General features: G+C 42.1%; 19 protein-coding genes and 2 tRNA genes. 10 read left to right on the plus strand and 11 right to left on the minus strand.

The annotated features are described in order from the left end of the window. Positions 1-319: 319 nt before the first annotated feature. The 10 genes from gloB to IEV39_RS08020 all read left to right on the plus strand — a co-directional run bounded on the left by gloB (position 320) and on the right by IEV39_RS08020 (position 11,968). Positions 320-1,051, plus strand: a complete 732-nt coding sequence (gene gloB, locus IEV39_RS07975) for a hydroxyacylglutathione hydrolase (RefSeq protein WP_005284713.1) — start codon at positions 320-322, stop codon at positions 1,049-1,051. 299 nt (positions 1,052-1,350) lie between these two features. Next, the gene (locus IEV39_RS07980) at positions 1,351-1,557 is read left to right on the plus strand and encodes a hypothetical protein (protein WP_004771531.1); all 207 of its coding nucleotides are present in this window, start codon (positions 1,351-1,353) and stop codon (positions 1,555-1,557) included. Positions 1,558-1,858: 301 nt separating this feature from the next. After that, positions 1,859-3,241, plus strand: coding sequence for an adenosylhomocysteinase (ahcY, locus tag IEV39_RS07985; protein ID WP_005284710.1), 1,383 nt, complete (start codon positions 1,859-1,861; stop codon positions 3,239-3,241). Between the two features lie 73 nt (positions 3,242-3,314). Further along, positions 3,315-4,151, plus strand: a complete 837-nt coding sequence (gene metF / locus IEV39_RS07990; protein ID WP_005229551.1) for a methylenetetrahydrofolate reductase [NAD(P)H] — start codon at positions 3,315-3,317, stop codon at positions 4,149-4,151. A 22-nt stretch (positions 4,152-4,173) separates the two neighbouring features. Continuing rightward, a complete protein-coding gene (locus tag IEV39_RS07995) occupies positions 4,174-4,890 on the plus strand; it encodes a 16S rRNA (uracil(1498)-N(3))-methyltransferase (RefSeq protein ID WP_005284706.1) in 717 nt (238 codons plus the stop codon). Positions 4,891-5,009: 119 nt separating this feature from the next. Next, positions 5,010-7,880, plus strand: a complete 2,871-nt coding sequence (locus IEV39_RS08000) for a bifunctional diguanylate cyclase/phosphodiesterase (RefSeq protein WP_005284702.1) — start codon at positions 5,010-5,012, stop codon at positions 7,878-7,880. 191 nt (positions 7,881-8,071) lie between these two features. Continuing rightward, a complete protein-coding gene (locus tag IEV39_RS08005; RefSeq protein ID WP_005284700.1) occupies positions 8,072-10,342 on the plus strand; it encodes an NADP-dependent malic enzyme in 2,271 nt (756 codons plus the stop codon). Between the two features lie 96 nt (positions 10,343-10,438). After that, positions 10,439-11,665 (plus strand): multifunctional CCA addition/repair protein, encoded by a 1,227-nt coding sequence (locus IEV39_RS08010; RefSeq protein WP_005284697.1) that lies wholly within the window; start codon positions 10,439-10,441, stop codon positions 11,663-11,665. 142 nt (positions 11,666-11,807) lie between these two features. Then, positions 11,808-11,883, plus strand: a tRNA-Asn gene (locus IEV39_RS08015). A gap of 9 nt (positions 11,884-11,892) precedes the next feature. Continuing rightward, positions 11,893-11,968 (plus strand) — tRNA-Asn (locus IEV39_RS08020). A 110-nt stretch (positions 11,969-12,078) separates the two neighbouring features. Here IEV39_RS08020 and IEV39_RS08025 read toward each other — a convergent pair. The 11 genes from IEV39_RS08025 to IEV39_RS08070 form a co-directional block, all read right to left on the minus strand. Further along, the gene (locus tag IEV39_RS08025) at positions 12,079-12,735 is read right to left on the minus strand and encodes a MiaE family protein (RefSeq protein ID WP_005284694.1); all 657 of its coding nucleotides are present in this window, start codon (positions 12,733-12,735) and stop codon (positions 12,079-12,081) included. Between the two features lie 4 nt (positions 12,736-12,739). After that, positions 12,740-13,468, minus strand: a complete 729-nt coding sequence (gene pdxJ / locus IEV39_RS08030) for a pyridoxine 5'-phosphate synthase (RefSeq protein ID WP_005284691.1) — start codon at positions 13,466-13,468, stop codon at positions 12,740-12,742. Positions 13,469-13,523: 55 nt separating this feature from the next. Then, positions 13,524-14,231 carry a DNA repair protein RecO gene (gene recO / locus IEV39_RS08035; RefSeq protein WP_005284688.1) on the minus strand — a complete coding sequence of 236 codons (708 nt, stop codon included), beginning with the start codon at positions 14,229-14,231 and terminating at the stop codon, positions 13,524-13,526. Between the two features lie 9 nt (positions 14,232-14,240). Further along, positions 14,241-14,438, minus strand: a complete 198-nt coding sequence (locus IEV39_RS08040) for an NF038104 family lipoprotein (RefSeq protein ID WP_005284684.1) — start codon at positions 14,436-14,438, stop codon at positions 14,241-14,243. Between the two features lie 15 nt (positions 14,439-14,453). Further along, complete coding sequence (gene era, locus IEV39_RS08045; protein WP_005284681.1) at positions 14,454-15,482, minus strand: GTPase Era; 1,029 nt, start codon at positions 15,480-15,482, stop codon at positions 14,454-14,456. A gap of 4 nt (positions 15,483-15,486) precedes the next feature. Beyond that, positions 15,487-16,182, minus strand: coding sequence for a ribonuclease III (gene rnc, locus IEV39_RS08050; RefSeq protein WP_004771512.1), 696 nt, complete (start codon positions 16,180-16,182; stop codon positions 15,487-15,489). Next, complete coding sequence (locus IEV39_RS08055; protein WP_005284677.1) at positions 16,151-16,528, minus strand: DUF4845 domain-containing protein; 378 nt, start codon at positions 16,526-16,528, stop codon at positions 16,151-16,153. The genes rnc and IEV39_RS08055 overlap by 32 nt, the downstream gene beginning before the upstream one ends. Positions 16,529-16,552: 24 nt before the next feature. After that, entirely contained in the window at positions 16,553-17,416 is an 864-nt protein-coding gene (lepB, locus tag IEV39_RS08060; RefSeq protein WP_005284675.1) for a signal peptidase I, read from the minus strand. Positions 17,417-17,487: 71 nt separating this feature from the next. Further along, positions 17,488-19,305, minus strand: coding sequence for a translation elongation factor 4 (gene lepA, locus IEV39_RS08065; protein ID WP_005229528.1), 1,818 nt, complete (start codon positions 19,303-19,305; stop codon positions 17,488-17,490). A 529-nt stretch (positions 19,306-19,834) separates the two neighbouring features. Beyond that, positions 19,835-19,948: a hypothetical protein gene (locus tag IEV39_RS18665; RefSeq protein WP_009514844.1), complete on the minus strand. Its 114-nt coding sequence runs from the start codon at positions 19,946-19,948 to the stop codon at positions 19,835-19,837. Positions 19,949-20,237: 289 nt separating this feature from the next. Continuing rightward, positions 20,238-20,423, minus strand: coding sequence for a hypothetical protein (locus IEV39_RS08070; RefSeq protein WP_005284672.1), 186 nt, complete (start codon positions 20,421-20,423; stop codon positions 20,238-20,240). Positions 20,424-20,426: the final 3 nt, after the last annotated feature.

The following is a 20,426-nucleotide window of genomic DNA, read 5'->3' on the forward strand; positions in this document are numbered from 1 at the left end:
GATCTCATCCTTATTTTGTTAAATCTAATTTTTAAATAGTTTAGCTTTAATAAAGTATTTCTTATAGGATTAAAGATGAATATAAATCATTCACTTATAAAACTTTTCTTTCATCTTTATTGAAAATACAACACTTGTCAACTATTAATAAATTGCGTGGATATCGACGTCAGAATCTGCCTTAAAAAGTCAGTATTACTGTACAAATGCAGCGCTTTTTTGCACTGAATGACATTTGCACTTAAACTAGAGACAGGCACTAAACGTTTAGTACCCCCACCCACAATAACCACATGCAATAAAGATTCAGGATTCGGTCATGCACTATAAGATTCATGTCATTGACGTCAAAAATGCCTTAAAAAATTATATCTGGTTATTGGAAGATACACGCAGCAAAGAAGTTGTTGCGGTCGATCCCACAGAAGCCGATCTGGTCACCGCTTTTTGCCAGCAGCATCAACTCACGCTGAAACAGGTCTGGCTGACCCATTGGCATCCAGACCATACCGGTGGTGTCCCTGGCTTATTGGCCAATCAGAATATTGAAGTCTTTGGGCCGCGAGATGAATTGAGCAAAATCTCTCTCATCTCAAATCCGCTACAGAATAATGATCATTTTCACTTTAATGATCTGAAAATTGAGGTGATCGCAACACCAGGTCATACCTTAGGTCATATCACGTATTTTATTGAAGAAATGGATAGCCTGTTCAGTGGTGATACCCTGTTTGCAATGGGCTGCGGGCGTTTATTCGAAGGCACAGCAGAACAAATGTACCATTCCTTAAATCGACTGGCCGCATTACCTATTCAGACCAAAGTGTATTGCACCCATGAATATACCCTTGCCAATGGCGAGTTTGCCTTGACTGTCGAGCCACATAATGTCGCCTTGCAAGAACGGATGCGACAGGTCAAAGCATTACGCGATGCAGAGCAAATCACCTTGCCGAGTACTATTGAACTGGAACTTGCAACCAATCCATTTTTACGTACCGTTAGTGCTGAGGAGTTCGCGCGCATCCGTAGCCTGAAAGATCAGTTTTAATGTTTGATGTTAATTTAAGCGATTCATTTTCTACGCTTCATTTAAGCTAGAAAATGAAATCATTTTTTACATTTGTCATGAAATATTTATTTAAAAAATAATTTTTAAATCCCAAAAATTAAAAATAGTTTAGTATTTAAATTCAAATAGATATAAAAACACTAGATAAAATTATACTTAGAAAAATTACGCTAATTTTACATTACTTACACGTGGCAAAATAATTCTATGTATTGCCCCTTTAAAAAAATTTGGCTGACCCTTATTAATAAATACATGTTCACAAGGAGATCTCTGGCATGAAAAACAGAGTTGTTAAAGCAAAAAACGTATTGGCTTTCCGTATTTGGTTAGAAAAATTGGGATATTCAGTTAAAAACCTTACAGATAACCGTGGTTTTACCTTCAGCTTTAAAAAAGAATATGGTTTGGTGACAGGCGATCTCTCTGGTAATGCTTTAGCAATGCAGTTGGGTGAAGAATTCGAAGATCATTTAAAAGCCTAATGATAAAATTTCCAAAACACGAGGATTCCAAAGGGATTTGGAATCCTTGATTTATAAAGATAAACATAGTTCCAACTTTATCTCCCTTTTTAATTCTTCATTTTCTAGCCATTTCCAATAAAAATTTCATTGGAACGCAACCGATTTCCAAGTATCATATTGCCCAGTCGAGGGATGCTGCGACAATTGATCGGCACTAAAGATCAATTTGCCAGGCTCGACGATCGGTTAAACATTCGCTTTAGCCAACAACGGCATCCGCGAACAGAATGATCCATACTATTTTTTCTAGGAGATCCTGATGAACGCGGTGAATGCTTCATTTACAGATTATAAAGTTGCCGATATTTCCCTTGCTGACTACGGTCGTAAAGAGATCAAACTTGCTGAAGCAGAAATGCCAGCTTTGATCGGCTTACGTAAGCGTTATTCTGCTGCTAAACCACTTGCTGGCGCAAAAATTCTGGGTTGTATCCATATGACCATCCAGACTGCTGTTTTAATTGAAACATTGGTTGAACTTGGCGCAGAAGTACGTTGGACTTCATGCAACATCTTCTCGACTCAAGACCATGCTGCTGCTGCCATTGCTGCAAGCGGCGTGCCTGTATTTGCCTGGAAAGGTGAAACAGAAGAAGAATATGTCTGGTGCCTAGAGCAACAGATCAATGTGAATGGTCAGCCTTGGGATGCCAACATGATTCTGGACGATGGCGGTGACTTGACTGCACTTGTTCACGAAAAATACCCTGAGCTGTTAGAACGCATTCACGGTATTACCGAAGAAACCACAACAGGCGTACAACGTCTATTGGAAATGTGGAAAGACGGTTCACTTAAAGTTCCTGCCATCAATGTGAATGATTCGATCACTAAATCGAAAAACGACAACAAATACGGTTGCCGTCATTCATTAAATGATGCGATCAAACGTGCAACTGACATGTTGCTTTCGGGTCGTCGTGCACTTGTGATCGGTTATGGTGATGTGGGTAAAGGTTCGGCGCAATCTTTACGTCAGGAAGGTATGATCGTACGTGTTACTGAAGTGGACCCGATTTGTGCAATGCAGGCATGTATGGATGGCTACGAAGTTGTTTCTCCATACAAAAATGGCGTACAAACTGGCAAGAAAGAAGACATCAATCACGACCTACTCGGCAATACTGACCTTGTTGTAACAACGACGGGTAACTATCACGTATGTGATTCAGCCATGTTAGATAGCTTAAAAGCGGGTGCGGTTGTATGTAACATCGGTCACTTTGACACTGAAATCGATACAGCTTACCTCCGTGGTTACAAGTGGGTTGAAGTGAAGCCACAAGTCCACCAAGTATATCGTTCAGAAGATGAAAACAACTATTTGATCCTTCTTTCAGAAGGTCGCCTAGTCAACCTTGGTAATGCCACAGGTCACCCGTCACGTGTCATGGATGGTTCTTTCGCCAACCAGGTTTTAGGTCAAATGCATTTATTCGCTGAGAAATTTGCTGATTTGCCTGCCGATCAAAAACAAGCGGCGATTCGCGTAGAAGTACTGCCTAAGAAATTAGACGAAGAAGTTGCTGCGGCAATGGTTGTTGGCTTCGGTGGTGTGCTTACACAGTTGACGCAAGTACAGGCAGATTACTTAGGCGTTCCTGTAGAAGGCCCGTTCAAATCTGACGCTTATAAATACTAAGAACATCAGGGCAGACGTTTTACGGACTGCCCTTTTTTCTAAAATTTTCCAGGCGAGTTAAAAAGGATTTGAAATGACCAAGCGTGTTCCTATTTCTTTTGAATTTTTCCCACCAAAAACTGATGCGGGTGCGGAAAAGTTACGTGTTGTTCACCAAGAACTACAACTGTTAAATCCAGAGTTTTTCTCCATTACCTATGGCGCTGGCGGTTCTACCCGTGAACGTACCTTAGCGGCGATTAATGACTTTAATGGTCAAGGTACCCCTGTTGCACCGCACTTGTCTTGTATCGGGGATGATAAGGCACGTATCGCTGAGCTATTAGACTTATATAAATCTCAAGGCATCGATCGTATTGTGGCATTGCGTGGTGATTTACCGTCAGGTCAGGTCGGCCTGGGTGAACTCCCTTATGCTCAGGATCTGGTTCGTTTTATTCGCGAACATTCAGGTGACCATTTCCATATCGAAGTCGCTGCTTATCCTGAAATGCACCCACAGGCAGATAGTTTTGATGGTGATATCCAGCGTTTTGTAGAGAAAGTCAATGCAGGCGCCAATGCTGGCATTACCCAATTTTTCTTCAATCCAGATGCGTATTTCTACTTTATTGAACGAATTGCCAAAGCAGGCGTGAATATTCCAGTTGCACCAGGTATCATGCCGATCACCAATGCAAGCAACCTGATCCGTTTTGCTGATGGTACAGGTGCCGAAATTCCACGCTGGATCCGTAAGCAACTGGCTGCCTATGGTGATGATAGCGCAAGCATCAAAGCTTTCGGTCACGAAGTGATTGTCAATCTGTGCGAGCGATTGATCGCGGGTGGCGCACCAACCCTGCACTTCTACTCAATGAACCAAACCGAACCGACTCGACAACTGGTTGTTGATCTTGGTTTAAACTAATTTGTACGAGCCCTACCCAAGCATGAATCGTTTTTATATCGAAACCGAATTAAATACTGGTCATACCATTGAATTAACAGAATCGGTATTTCATCACTGGGTACGCGTGCTTCGTGCCAAAGAACAAGAACAGGCCATCTTTTTCAATGGAAAAGGTGGCGAATATGTGGTCACACTGACTCAGATCAACAAAAAAAATGCCTTTGTTTCAGTTGATCAATTTAATGCAGCAGATCGTACTGCCCCTTTTAAAGTGATCTTAGGACAAGTCATGAGTAAAGGGGATCGTATGGATTATGCGATCCAGAAGGCCACTGAACTCGGCGTGAGCACCATTCAGCTTTTGACCAGTGAGCGTTGCGAAATGCGTTTAAAGTATGATCGTGATCAAAAGAAACTGGATCACTGGCAGTCTGTTGCCATTGCTGCATGTGAACAATGCGGCATGAACCGTGTACCAGAAATTCTTGCGCCAATTTCACTCAGCGACTGGGTTGAGTCCGATTTACCTGTATCCCGTTTCGTGCTTGCCCCGAATAAAGATCAGGAAAATGTACTGTTAAATAGTTCACCGGATCTGGCCTTACTGATTGGTCCCGAAGGTGGCCTAAGTGAAGCAGAAATTAACATTGCTAATCAAAATAATTTTAAAAACTGGTGTATTGGAGATCGGGTTTTAAGAACAGAAACCGCGCCGGTTGTGGCTTTATCCATTTTGAATTATCACTTTGCTCCCTAATCATGCCTGAGCATTGCTTTCCATTTTATTTAGCGCTAATTTAAAGCGCAAATCGACTATGTTTACAAAAAAACAAAGACTGTGCACATAGATAAAAAATGAAAAGGATTATGCTTTATATGTTAGGGGTACAGGACAAAAGCTTGCCACAGTTTATCTATACGGATCAAATTAGTTATCCGAATCATGTTCGCTTATTTGTCATAAGTGTGTTTGGTATTTGTCTGTTAGATTATGCGCTGTTTGGCGCTTTTTATACATTTGAATCCAATATTTTTACCACCTGGATGAGTATAACCCTTACCATCCTGTTTGGTTTTTCCTGTATTTGTCATTTTTTATTAAAACGTTACTCCGCGATTCGCTATAGCCACACCACCCATCTTATCTTTCAGCTGATCTGTTTTTTTACCGGTTTATTGATTGGTGCCAATACGGTCATTATTAATGATTATTTAGGCAATGATGTTCCGAATTTAATCGGCACACATGTTTTAACACTTACCGCGTTATTACTGACTGCCTCTCATATTATTGCGCTGACTTTTTTAACCCAACATATTCGTTATTTCTTCTTATTTTTTATCCCGAGTATCACGCCATTATTTATTTCCCAGCTTATACAACGGGATCATGAACATAATCTATTCTATCTGGCCTATTATTCATCTTTTTTCGCAACCGTACTTTGTGCCCAGGCCACCTACAAGATTCATAAGCATCTGGCACTGGTACTTGAAAAAAATAAACAGCTGATTGATGTCGCAGAACAGCACAACCACTGGACAGAAGAACTGTGCCAGCAACTGCAGCATGAGGTAAACAAGTCTAAAGATATCGAAGCCCAGTTGCAGTTCAATAATCATTTGCTCGAACAAAAAGTTCGTGAGCGTACTTTTGACCTGACCCAGATGAACGAAAGTTTAGAGGAAAATCGTCAGAGTCTGGCATTGGCACACGAAACTGCAGGTATTCAGCATTGGGACTGGAATCTTGAAAATACCATTCATAATATAACTCCACCGCATGAAGTTGAGCATAACGCCCAGAACCTTTATAGCCTGCTCAATGAGGTTGCCCACCCCAATGATGTTGAACGGGTAAAAAACACGCTCCATCAACACTTATCCGGCCAAACCCCACGTTATGAAGAAACCTTTCGTATTAAATATGAAAATGGCGACTGGACCTGGATTCACGCTGTCGGTCAGGTAATTTTAAGAGATCCGAAAAATGGCAACGCCTTACGTATGGTGGGTGTGCACCGTGATATCAATCAGGAAAAGAAAGATCAGGAACGGCTGAAATTGGCTGCCAATGTGTTTGAACAGGCCTCCGAAGGTATTTTCATTCTGGATGAACACTTTAATTATGTTGAGATCAACCCTAAATACGAACAACTGACCGGTCTGGATAAGCAAGCTGTTGTAGGCAAACAGCTGTTTGAAATTACCAGACAAAATAAACAGCATCATCATAATTTCCATCTCTCCATCTTGGATACCCTACGTGAAGCGCAGGAATATGAAGGTGAATTTCAGGAAACCTATATCTCAGATAAGTCATGTTTCCTCTGGATTCATATCAATGCGGTCAAGGATGAACAGGATCGCGTTATTAATTATATCGGTATTGTTTCGGATCAGACTGAACGTAAGCATCAGGAACAGCGCTTATCGTATTTGACCAATTACGATACGCTAACCGACCTGCCCAACCGTTTTTATTATCAGCAGCAACTGCATCAATATCTGGTCAATGAACCTGCCATTCAACATTTGGCTGTTATCCGTCTAAACATTGACCGTTTCCGCGCACTCAATGAAATCATCAGCAATAAAGCCGGCAATGAGCTGCTTAAACAGGTGGCGCAACGTCTACGCATCAGTAATATTGATGCCCTGCTGGTGGCGCATTTAAGCGCAGATGATTTTGCCATTATTTATGAGATATCCCATCTGCATCCGCCTATTCATCAACTCTGCAATAACATTGTAGAAGCTTTTAGCAAGGCTTTTTATATTGCCGATCAGGAGTATTTTGTCAGCATTTCCATTGGCGTGGCCATTTATCCAGAGCATGGCCGTCAGGTGGATAATTTAAATACCCATGCTGAACAGGCACTGAATGAAGCCAAACGTTTAGGCGGTAATACCATCCATTATTATTCCAATGAAAGAGCCAATTTTGTTGCCAAATACAGTGATCTGGAACTTGATCTGCGAAAGGCCATTCAGAACAAGGAACTGGTGGTTTACTATCAACCGAAGATCAGCGCAATCGATGACCAGATCAATGGTTTTGAAGCCTTGATTCGCTGGAAACATCCAAGCAAAGGACTAATTATGCCAAGCATTTTTATTCCTTTGGCAGAAAGTACCAGTTTGATCTCTGATATCGGACAGTTTGTATTACATGAAGCAGCCAAGCAGTTACAGGCCTGGCAGCAACTTGGCTTTAATAATATCAATATTGCCGTCAATATTGTGGCCCAACAGATTTTGCGCGGTCAATTACTGCATGATATTGATGATGTCCTGATGACGTATGGCATTTCTGGTAAAAATCTGGAACTGGAAATTACCGAATCCGCCTTTCTGGAAAATACCGAAAATGTTAAAACCATTCTCAATGCCCTGAAACAACGTCAGATTTGCATCGCACTGGATGACTTTGGTACCGGCTATTCTTCTCTGGCCTACTTAACCGAATATCCAATTGACATTTTAAAAATTGATCGTGCTTTTATTTTGAAAATTGGCAATCCGAAACAGGATGCGATCGTTAATGCCATGATCGCCATGGGTAAAACCATTGGCTTAAAAGTTGTGGCCGAAGGTGTGGAAACCGAACAGCAACGCGACTATCTCAAAAAACAAAACTGCGACATATTACAGGGTTACCTGTTCTCGAAACCATTAACTGCGACCGCTGCAACGGAGTACCTGCAACAGCACCTACAGCTGTCAACGGCAAGATATTCCATTTAAACGTAAATTTTAAGCTTTTTGGTCCTTTTCTTCGCAGCAAATCTAGCCTGTGAATCGCTGTAACGTTGAGTGAAAATAAGCTTTTTTGACTGTGCGAAAGCATGAACTAGTGCTATATTCTTGTGCACTTATCTTAATATAGTAATTGGACTTGTATATGTCTGATTATTATCGGAACAAATGAGACTCAGATGGACGATCAATCTTTAAAACAAGCCGCTTTGTATTACCATGAATTTCCTACACCTGGAAAAATCAGTGTGACACCAAACAAGCAGCTCGTTAACCAACGAGATCTAGCGCTTGCTTATTCCCCTGGTGTTGCAGCTCCATGTTTAGAAATCGAACGTGACCCTTCTACCGCTGCAAAATATACAGCACGTGGTAATCTGGTCGCCGTCGTGAGTAATGGTACTGCCGTTCTTGGTTTGGGAAATATTGGTCCTCTTGCTTCTAAGCCGGTTATGGAAGGTAAAGGCGTTCTATTTAAAAAGTTCGCTGGTGTTGATGTCTTCGATATCGAAATTGATGAAAATGATCCAGACAAGATCGTTGATATCGTTGCGGCCCTAGAGCCAACTTTTGGTGGTATCAACCTTGAAGATATCAAAGCGCCAGAATGTTTCTATATCGAAAAGAAACTTCGCGAACGCATGAAAATTCCGGTATTCCATGATGACCAACATGGAACCAGTATTATTGTCGGTTCAGCATTGCTCAATGCTTTACAGATCGTAAATAAGAAAATTGATGAAATTAAAATTGTTGCCTCAGGCGCAGGTGCTGCTGCACTTTCTTGCCTAGATTTACTTTGCGCATTAGGCGTAAATAAAAACAACATCGTTGTTGCCGACTCTCGTGGTCTTTTGACCACTGCGCGTGAAGGTCTGGACGAGTCTAAAAAACGTTATGTTCAAGACATTCAAGCCAGCCAGTTGCATGAAGTCATGGCAGGCGCAGACATGTTCCTCGGTCTTTCAGCAGCAGGCATCTTGACCAAAGAAATGGTTAAGGAAATGGCTGAGAACCCGATCATTTTTGCCTTGGCAAACCCTGATCCGGAAATTTTACCTGAACATGCACACGAAGTTCGCCCAGATGTGATTATGGCAACAGGTCGTTCTGACTATCCGAACCAAGTGAACAATGCACTTTGTTTCCCTTATATCTTCCGTGGTGCGCTGGATGTTGGTGCCACAACCATTAATGAAGAAATGAAAATTGCCTGTGTCCACGCGATTGCGCGTATGGCACATGTAGAAGCAGATGCTGCAACTTATGGTGAAAAATCAGCTTCATTTGGTCGTGACTACCTGATCCCTCGCCCGCTTGATCAACGTTTGATTCTGGAAATTGCACCAGCCGTTGCCAAAGCAGCAATAGATTCTGGCGTCGCAACCCGTCCAATCGAAGATTTCTCTGCATATCGTCAACGTCTTTCTGAGTTCGTTTATAACTCGGCATTCTTGATGAAACCGATCTTTGCACAGGCAAAAACCGACCCGAAACGTATTGCTTATGCTGAAGGTGAAGATCTACGTGTATTACGTGCGGTTCAGATTGCTGTTGATGAAGGCTTGGCAAAACCGATTCTTGTTGGTCGTACCGCCGTGATTGAAGAGAATATCAAAAAGCTTGGTTTACGCTTACAACATGGTGTAAACATTGAAATCGTCGACCAGGAAAAAAATCCTCAGTACGAAGAGTTCTCTAAAGAATATCACCAGATCATGCAACGCAAAGGCGTTACGGTTGAATACGCGCAACGTGAAGCACGCCGTCGTTCTACACTCATTGCAGCCATGTTGGTGAAGTTTGGTCAAGCAGATGGCATGTTATGTGGTACTTATTCAAGCTATGACATTCACTTGGATTTCGTGAAAAATATCATTGGCTTAAAAGAAGGTCGTAGCACATTCTTTACCTTGAACGCCTTGATGCTTGAAGATCGCAATTTATTTATTGCAGATACCTATGTAAACACCAACCCAACTGCGGCTCAGCTTGCTGAAATGACAATTTTGGCAGCAGAAGAAGTTCGCCGTTTTGGTATTACACCGCGTGTTGCCCTGCTTTCACACTCGAGCTTTGGTAGCGATCAAACCGATCCAAGCGCACAAAAAATGCGTGAAGTTTACCGTTTGTTGTCTGAACAGGCTCCTGAACTTGAAGTTGAAGGCGAGATGCACGGTGATGCTGCATTAGATGAAAATATTCGTCATTTTGCATTCCCGAATTCACGCTTCAAAGGCTCGGCAAACTTGTTGATTATGCCTAACCTCGATTCGGCAAACATTTCATTCAACCTGTTAAAAGCAACTTCTGGGAATAATGTGACCATTGGTCCTATTTTACTCGGTGCTGCAAAACCTGTTCATATTCTGACACCTACGGCAACGACTCGTCGTCTGGTCAATATGACAGCATTAACAGTTGCTGAAATTCAACAAAGCCAGAACTAAGTTCACCTAAGCGAAGCTTTTCTGGAAAAGCTTCGCTTAGCGCTTGAGAAAACCTCTATTCTGTAGCATGATTGTGTGAAGAATCGAGGTTTTTTCATGCGAGTTTATTTAGTAGGCGGTGCAGTTCGGGATCATTTGCTCGGCCATCCCTATCACGAAAAAGATTATGTGGTGGTTGGAGCAACACCTGAACAATTATTGGCCGAAGGTTATCAACCTGTCGGTAAAGATTTTCCTGTATTCCTACATCCAAAAACAAAAGAAGAATATGCACTGGCACGTACTGAACGCAAATCTGGTGTGGGTTATCATGGCTTTCAGTTTTTCACTGATACCAGCGTAAAATTAGAAGACGATCTGGTTCGTCGTGATCTGACCATTAATGCAATGGCAATGGATGAAAATGGCACAGTCTATGATCCCTATGATGGTCAGCAGGACTTGCAACACAAAATTCTACGTCATGTTTCAGATGCATTTACCGAAGATCCATTACGTGTACTTCGCGTAGCACGTTTTGCCGCACGTTATGCCAGTTACGGCTTTAAGGTTGCTGAAGAAACCCTGCAATTGATGCGAAAGATTGCCCAGTCAGGTGAATTAAGTGCATTAACGCCCGAACGCGTCTGGAAAGAAACCTCTCGTGCCTTAATGGAAGATCATGCAGATGTGTATTTCCAGATCTTAAAAGACTGTGATGCCTTGGAAGTCTTATTCCCAGAAATCAATGCATTATTCGGCGTTCCTCAACGTCCAGAATATCATCCTGAAATTGATTGCGGCATTCACACCCTGATGGCACTAAAACAGGCCTGTTTAGCGAATTATGCGCTTGAAGTGCGCTTTGCAGTGCTGGTACACGACCTAGGCAAAGCACTCACCCCTGTAGACGAGTTACCACGACATATTATGCATGAAGAACGTGGTATTCCACCCGTTACCCAGATCTGTGACCGCTTGAAGGTACCGACTGCCTTGAAAAATCTGGCCCTGATCGTATGTAAAGAGCATTTAAAATGTCATCAGGTAAAGAATCTGAAACCGGGTACTTTATGGCGTTTGTTACAGCGTTTGGATGTACTACGCCGACCAGAAAAAGTAGAGGCTTTTGTACAGGCCTGTGAATGTGATGCCAAAGGTCGTTTAGGTTTAGAGCAACGTCCTTATCCGCAAGCCCAATATATGCTAGATGCAATGCAAATTGTCAGAAATATACGTGCGCAGGATTTGCCCGAACATGTCAGCGGCCCTGAAATTGGAGAAATGCTGATTCAATATCGAATTGATGCATTGGCAAAGTTCAAGGAACAACACATTAACTGATTAATTTTTAAGTAAATAAGGTCTTTTTCTCGCATTTTTTGCTCGGTTTACGCTGAAAAGATTATTAATCAAGCAAACGATTAATTTTATTTATTATTGTTGTTGACGCATCTGCTTTTCATGCCTAAAATGCGCATCAGATTCTCCAATAGCTCAGTCGGTAGAGCGACGGACTGTTAATCCGCAGGTCCCTGGTTCGAGCCCAGGTTGGAGAGCCAATCTACTATTCTCCCATAGCTCAGTCGGTAGAGCGACGGACTGTTAATCCGCAGGTCCCTGGTTCGAGCCCAGGTGGGAGAGCCAAGATTCTAAAAAGCCCTGATCATTGATTGGGGCTTTTTTTATGACATGATAAAATTAAACTCCCATAAAAAAACCTCTGCTGATCAGAGGTTTTTTCTTTCAGATTCAGATTAAGCTGCCATTGTTGCAGGTACACCACTATGAAAACGGAAGGTATCATCTGGAGTTAAAATCAGATTTTTTTCCACTTCACGGATATATTCAATACGCTGCTGAATATCTTCTTCCGGGTCTTTGAGCTTCGCTGATTTTGCAACATCTAAAGCCAACGCTAAATAGTCCTCAAAATGGCGAGATTCCGATTTAAGCAAATAACGGTAGTATCGCCCCAGCTCATCATCAACAATCGGTGCCAGCGCATAGAAACGCTCGCATGAACGGGCTTCTACAAAAGCACCAATAATCATGACATCAATCAATGCTTCAGGCTCGTAAGTACGGATTTCTTTACGTAACCCGCCTGCATAACGCCCTGCACTCAAGCCCTTCCATTCTTGGCCGCGCTTATTCATGAATTCCAGCACCTGCTCATAATGTAGCATCTCTTCACGCACCAATTGCGCCAATTTCACTTGCAAATCGGTAAAGAAGCTGTAGCGGAACATCAAATTCATGGCTGTACTTGCTGCTTTCTTTTCACAGTTGGCATGGTCTTGCATCAAGATATCAAGGTTATTTACCGCTTCATCTAACCATGCCTGAGGTGTTGTACAACCCAAAAACGCAATGACGGGTTGCATTAACTCATCATAATTTACACTACTCATAAACTTATCTCGCAGCAGCCTGAATTGCTGCTTTCATATCTTTTACTGCTTGAGCCAGTCCAACGAATACGCTATCGGCAATAATCGAATGCCCAATATTCAGCTCATGAATTTGCGGGATCGCTGCAATCGCCGCGACATTGTCCAGATTTAAACCATGTCCTGCATTGACCACCAAACCTTTGGCAGCTGCGTACTCTGCACCTTTAATAATACGCGCCAATTCAGCTTGTTGCTGTTCATCAGTTTCTGCATCTGCATAAGCACCGGTATGAATTTCAATCGTCGGCGCACCACATGCGACAGCCGCATCAATCTGTGCCAGATCTGCATCGATAAATAACGACACATCACTACCAATTGCGGTCAGTGCTTCTGTTGCTGCCTTCACTTTTTCAAAGTGCCCTACAACATCCAGACCACCTTCGGTGGTGACTTCCTGGCGACGCTCTGGGACGAAGCAAACATGTTGCGGTTGAATCTCTTTGGCAAATGCAACCATTTCATCTGTCACAGCCAGTTCCAGATTCATTCGCGTTTTCAACAACGGACGCATACGACGTACATCATCATCCTGAATATGGCGACGATCTTCACGCAAATGTAAGGTAATCCCCTCTGCACCCGCTTGCTCACAAACCAAAGCAGCCTGAACTGGATCAGGGTAAGTTGTACCACGTGCCTGTCTTAATGTTGCAACATGATCAATGTTTACACCCAAGATTGCAGCCATAAAAAATATCCTATCGGTTGAGCCCTGAATAATGATTTTCAATACATCAGGAATATCAAGTTTGTGTACTTTGAATCCAGAGTTGACGGCTTTTAAGTGGCCGGTCACCCAGCAATGAGCTAATCATTTGACGGTATAGTTTACCCAATAATTGCAATTGTTCGTGAGAAAAATCCTGACCATCTTCATAGTTTTGCATAGACGCAATCAATGTACCGGAAAGTGTCGAACGTGATGCTTGCGCAACTGGCAAAAAGCCATCATTCAACTGAAACTGGTAATGCCGAAGTGGCAGGATTTGCTGCTGATTGGCATCCACTGAAAAATCGATGGCATAGCCCAGCTCTTGCAATAAGACATGCTCGAATTGACGCAGGATTTGGCGCAAGAATAAGGACGCTTGCTCATGTGAGGCGAGTTGCTGCAATTGCAACAAGGTCAACTGATATTGCTCAAATGTCTGAGGCATTGCTTCTTCCAGAGGGCAAAGGCGCAACACAATTTCATTGAGATAGAACCCAGCAAAAAAAGCATCGCCATGAAAGAAAACAGGCTGGTTCAGAATTTCCAGTTTAGTGAAGTTTTTAAGCTCGGATTTGCCTGTCGCTTGCAAGCAAATAGGTTGATACTGCGGTGGAGGAATCTGTCTTAAGATTCCATCCACCCGACCATATTCTTGTGTAAATAAATGCACAATATGGCTTTTTTCACGATATTTACGATGATGAATCAAATAGCCATGCAGGACTTCATTACGCATCATGGAACGAGATTAGTCCTTCTTCTTGTCATCCTTTTCTTCATCATCGCCATCAGGAATAACCGCACCGACCACAGCAGCCGTGCCTTTGACCACCCCTTTGGTTGTCTTATAAGCCACTTTAACAGGTACGGTCACAAGTTTATGAATACAGCCCTGTAACATGAAAATACATGTCACGATTGCGAATACACGAATTGTTGTTTTCATACCTGTTTCCATTGCTTAAATATCGCTATAGCCCAAGCTCTTTAAAGCACGCTCATCATCAGACCAGCCGCCTTTGACTTTCACCCAAAGCGTGAGCATGATTTTTTGTTCAAACATTTTTTCCATGTCTGCACGTGCATCCATACCGATACTTTTCAGCTTCGCACCTTTATCACCAATTACAATGGCTTTTTGTCCTTGGCGCTCAACAAAGATGGTTGCATCAATATAAGTACAAGGTGGTTTTAAACGACCGGTTTTTTCATTGACAGTCGCTTCTTCTGTTTTAAAAGATTCAATCTGTACAGTCAAATCGTATGGCAGTTCTTCACCCAACTGGCGCATGATTTTCTCGCGAATAATTTCACTCGCAAGGAAGCGTTCCGAACGGTCTGTAATCTGGTCCAGTGAATACAATGGTGGCTGATAAGGCAGATACTTTTCAATGGTATCACGCAGATGCTCAAGATTGGCGCCACGTAATGCCGATACCGGAACAATCTCGGCAAAGTTCATTAACTTGGCACGTTCACGAATCAATGGCAATGCTTCGTTTTTGTTCTCGAAGGTATCTAGCTTATTGATCACGAGGATCACGGGCATATCTGCATTTTTCAGCTTTTCCAAAACCAGTTCGTCGTTTTGAGTCCACTTCTGTGCATCTACCACAAATAAAACCAGATTCACATCACGCAATGCCGAGTGAGCAGCACGGTTCATCATTTTGTTGATGGCACGGACTTCTTTCTTGTGCATCCCTGGCGTATCTACAAATACTGCCTGTGATTTTTCACGAGAATCAATACCAACAATCTTATGACGTGTGGTTTGTGGCTTACGTGAAGTAATTGACAGTTTTTGACCCAATAAATGGTTCATTAAGGTCGACTTACCGACGTTTGGACGACCAACGATCGCAACAAAACCGCTTTTAAAATCTGAAGGAATCGTGGTTCCTTGAGAACTAAAAAATTGATCAATCAAGTTATTGCCGTCTTGCTGCTCAGCTGCTGCTTCTAGCTTATTTTCTTCTGAATGGGACATCAGGTTATTGCTCCAATAATTTTAAAATCTCTGCCGCTGCCGTTTGTTCGGCAAAACGACGACTTGAGCCCTCGCCTTGAATTTTTGGCAATCCATCGACCAAACATTCCACTTTGAAATGCTGATTCGGTGCATCGCCCTGAATATCTACAACCTCGTAAACTGGGAGAGGTTTTTTACGTGCTTGTAAATACTCTTGCAAACGTGATTTCGGGTCTTTCAGTTGATCTGTCGGTTCGATATGATCAAGATATGGTTCATACCATTTTAACACAATGCGTTCCAGCAGGTTGAGATCATTACAGTCTAAATAAATAGCACCAATAATTGCCTCTACTGTATCCGCCAAAATCGATTCACGGTGATGACCACCTGATTTTAGCTCGCCAGTGCTTAAAATTAATGACCGACTCAGTTGTAAATCATTTGCAATTTTTCCTAAGGCTTCTTGTCGAACCAGCGTTGCACGCATTCGCGTTAAGCGGCCTTCATTTTCCAGCGGATAGGCATTATACAAATAATTCGCAACGATCATTCCCAATAACGAATCGCCTAGAAATTCTAGGCGTTCATAATTGTGTTTATGGCTGACAGAACGATGGGTTAAGGCCAGTTTTAACAAATCAATCTGTTTAAACTGGTGACCAATTCGTCCTTGCAACCGAGTATCATTGAGCTTGTTTTGCAGATTTTTGGTCAAAAGTCTTCTCAAAGGTCATAACTAGACTAATATTTAGCATGAAAGGCTTACGGATTTCATACTTCTTGATTACCACAAGATCATCTTTATAAGTCACTTGCGCAATATCTTTAAAATGTAGATCACGGATCCCGTTCATATCAAAACGTTGATCCATCTGGGAGGCAAACTTACTTGGTGTAATGTTTGCTGGGCTATCTTTTAATAAGCTTTCAATCTGATTATTAATCAGCTTGTCATCCCAGTATGCTGGCCAAATTGCAATTGCTGCTTTTACAGCAACTGCAAATAAAACCACCCCAAATAAAATTGCAATATACGAAGTCCCAAGTTGAGATTTACGCATCTTTATATTTCCTTTATGTTTTTATCAATCAATCTTACCATTTCGGTTAAAACTTGGAAGATTAAAGCCTGGCTCTTTATGCATCCATATATAAAAAGCTCGACCTGTTAAATTCGCTTCAGGTACAAAGCCCCAAAAACGACTGTCCGCACTTTGGTCCCGGTTATCGCCCATTGCGAAATATTGACCTTCAGGTACGGTGACTTCCCAATCCTGTCCATTGCTTTTGATAAAGACATCATTGGCTTTAGCAACAAATGGCACCAAGGCTTCAGCACCTTTTAACTGCGCAAACTGGAACTGTTCAACCAGTGGGTTACGCCCTTCCAGATAGCGGATCAGATGCTGATGCTCACCCAAGGTTTCTTTAAAATACAGAGCAGTTGGCGTGTCTTGCTGGTCTTTCACACGTGAAAATTGTGTGGCAACTTTTGCAATTTGCTGACCATTAATCGTCAACTCACCCGCTTTAAACTGGATATGGTCACCTGGCAAACCCACTACACGCTTAATGTAGCTAATCGTAGGTTGTGGCGGATAACGGAACACAATTACTTCGCCACGTTTCGGCTCGCCAACATTAACCACTTTGGTATTGACCACAGGTAGACGTAAACCATAATCAAATTTATTGACCAGAATAAAATCACCTGTCTCCAAGGTCGGTACCATCGAGTCAGAAGGAATATTAAACGGTTCATATAAGAAAGAGCGTAGGATCAGCACGACTGCCAACACTGGCCAGAAGTCATATGCCCATGTGATAAGAAAGTTTTCCTGATTCCGCCCTTTATTTGCACGTTGTTTAAATACAAATTTATCAAGCAACCACACCAGAAAGAAAATCAGTGTCGCTGGTACCAGAATCAAATTAAAATCAAAATCCACAAACCCTCTCTTGCAGTCTCACTGCTCGTTTTGCAGCTGGGTAAACCAGAGGTTTCCCCAGCCTCATTTCTTTATCTATCGACTTTCAATACAGCCAAGAACGCTTCTTGTGGAATTTCAACACTTCCCACTTGCTTCATACGTTTCTTACCTTCTTTCTGCTTCGCAAGAAGTTTCTTCTTACGTGAAACGTCACCACCATAACATTTGGCCAGTACGTTTTTACGCATCGCTTTTACAGTAGAACGGGCAATGATTTGTGCACCAATCGCAGCCTGAATCGCAACATCATACATTTGGCGAGGAATCAGATCTTTCATCTTCTCTACCAATGCAATACCACGATGACGTGCATCCTGACGGTGGCAAATCATGGCCAAGGCATCGACCTTCTCACTATTAATTAATACATCTACCTTAACCAAAGCTGAACTTTCGAAACGAACGAAGTTATAGTCGAGTGATGCAAAACCACGTGAACATGATTTTAATTTGTCAAAGAAATCCATGACCACTTCAGCCATTGGAATTTCAAAAGTAATAGAAACTTGATTCCCCAGGAATTTCATGTCTTTTTGAACACCACGACGTTCGATACACAGCGTCATGACGTTACCTAAATATTCTTGTGGCACAAGGATATGGCATTCGGCAATCGGTTCACGCAAGTCTTCAACCGTAGAACCATCCGGCATTTTTGATGGACTGTCGATATAAATGATATCGCCTTTCTTGGTCAAAGCTTCGTAAATGACCGTTGGCGCAGAACTGATCAGATCCAGATCGTATTCACGCTCTAAACGCTCTTGTACGATCTCCATGTGGAGCATGCCCAAGAAGCCACAACGGAAACCAAAGCCTAATGCATCTGAACTTTCCGGTTCAAAGAATAAAGCTGAATCGTTGATCTGTAGTTTTTGTAATGCTTCACGGAACGGTTCAAAGTCACTTGAATCAATCGGGAAAAGTCCAGCATATACCTGTGGTTTTACCTTTTTAAAACCAGGCAAAGTTTCCACTTCAGGCGTAGATGAAAGTGTGATGGTATCACCGACTGGTGCACCAAAAATATCTTTAATACCCGCAATCACGAAGCCAACTTCACCTGCTTCGAGGATGTCGGTTTCAGTATGTTTCGGATTGAACACACCCACTGAAGTGACCGGATGAGTTTGACCTGTCGATTTAACCAGCATCTTATCGCCCTTACGGATGCGACCTTGTTTGATACGGACCAGAGAAACAACTCCTAAATAGTTGTCAAACCATGAGTCAATAATCAATGCCTGTAATGGCGCATCACGGTCACCTTCAGGTGCTGGAATAACATCAACCAGACGCTCTAGCACACCTTCAACACCTAGACCAGTTTTTGCAGAACAGGTTGGTGCATCAGTCGCTTCAATCCCGATAATTTCTTCAATTTCGTGAATGACACGTTCAGGCTCGGCCTGAGGCAAGTCAATCTTGTTCAAGATAGGTAAAACTTCCAGACCCTGCTCAATTGCGGTATAGCAGTTAGCAACCGACTGTGCCTCAACCCCTTGTGCAGCATCGACAACCAGCAATGCGCCTTCGCACGCAGCCAAAGAACGTGACACTTCATAAGAGAAGTCAACGTGTCCTGGGGTATCAATGAAGTTTAATTGATATTCCTGACCATTCGGATGAGTGTAATACAACGTCACCGAAGCGGCTTTAATTGTAATCCCACGCTCACGCTCAAGCTCCATAGAGTCTAATACTTGAGCTTGCATCTCACGATCTTGTAAACCACCGCACATTTGAATGAAACGGTCAGCCAGCGTCGACTTACCGTGGTCAATGTGTGCAATGATCGAGAAATTGCGTATATTTTTGATATCTACGGATTTTTTAGCTTGCGCCATGGGTTACCTTAAGAATATGTACACAGCAATCTAATCAATTAAATAATTGCCTATTGCTGCGAAAAATAATGTTTAAAAAGTTCGGCACAGTATAAGCACAACAATGTTAAAAATATAGTGTTAAAAGTATATGTGACCGAGACTACATCGCGATGCTGAAAGCAATATTTAAGCGAGAAATTAATTTCCCCCACCAGAACCTGACAATCGCTTTAAAAAATGCTGCAGAGTTTGTGAGTGGTACAAGGCTAAGAATGGATGACCTGTCTTGGTGCCGTGCCATTCCATCCTTATTTTGATAATGCAAAGCTTGTATGACGAGTTGAGCATGATCCGAAACAGCCACAGGATACCTCACGATATGCGTTCAACAAGCGCATATCGAACCTGAGAAAAATTTTCTTCTCCGCCTGATGTTTGGTTTATGGTTGCAAATGCTGATAATGAACAAACTAAACCATTTAAAAGTAGCAGGATGAGCCCCCTTCCAGAATAACTTTAAACCTATTTAACCATTTAATTTTTAAAATTAATTTGGGTTTACATAATAGAAATAAAAAATCAGAATCGCGAGCAAAATGCTGGCAAGAGTTAAATAGCATCCCACGGTATTAAAGCTTTTTACGAATTTTAAGATATCCATACTTCATGATTTTTAAAAACATTGTGACCATTATCACAGATTTTACTCAAAACAGTGAAATAACCGCCGATAAAAGCATCAATTAATCCGACCAGCTTTTTCGCTTGGTTTTACACACCTTTTGATATTAAACAGTCACGGTGAGAGCTATCAAAAAGGCTCAATTGCGTAAATTTCGGTTTCAATGTCAGCCTTCAACGCAAAATGAATGGTTGAGCTATCGCGATAAATTTTCTCCCATAAAAAAGCCGTACTTGATCGGTACGGCTTTTTCATCATCTTTTTTTAATTATTCAATTTTATGCCAAAACATCACGGTTAAATTAAACTCGGATTTAATTAAAAAAGCGCAAGCAATCAGACCTAGCCCCACAAAGAGAAGGGTCATATCAAAAACAACACTTCCGATTACAAGTACGATGCCTGCAAACAAGCACAGCAAATAAAAAACAACAACCCCCACGTTGTCATTCATCAT

Origin of the sequence: Acinetobacter courvalinii, assembly GCF_014635545.1 — a bacterium.
Lineage (GTDB): Bacteria > Pseudomonadota > Gammaproteobacteria > Pseudomonadales > Moraxellaceae > Acinetobacter > Acinetobacter courvalinii.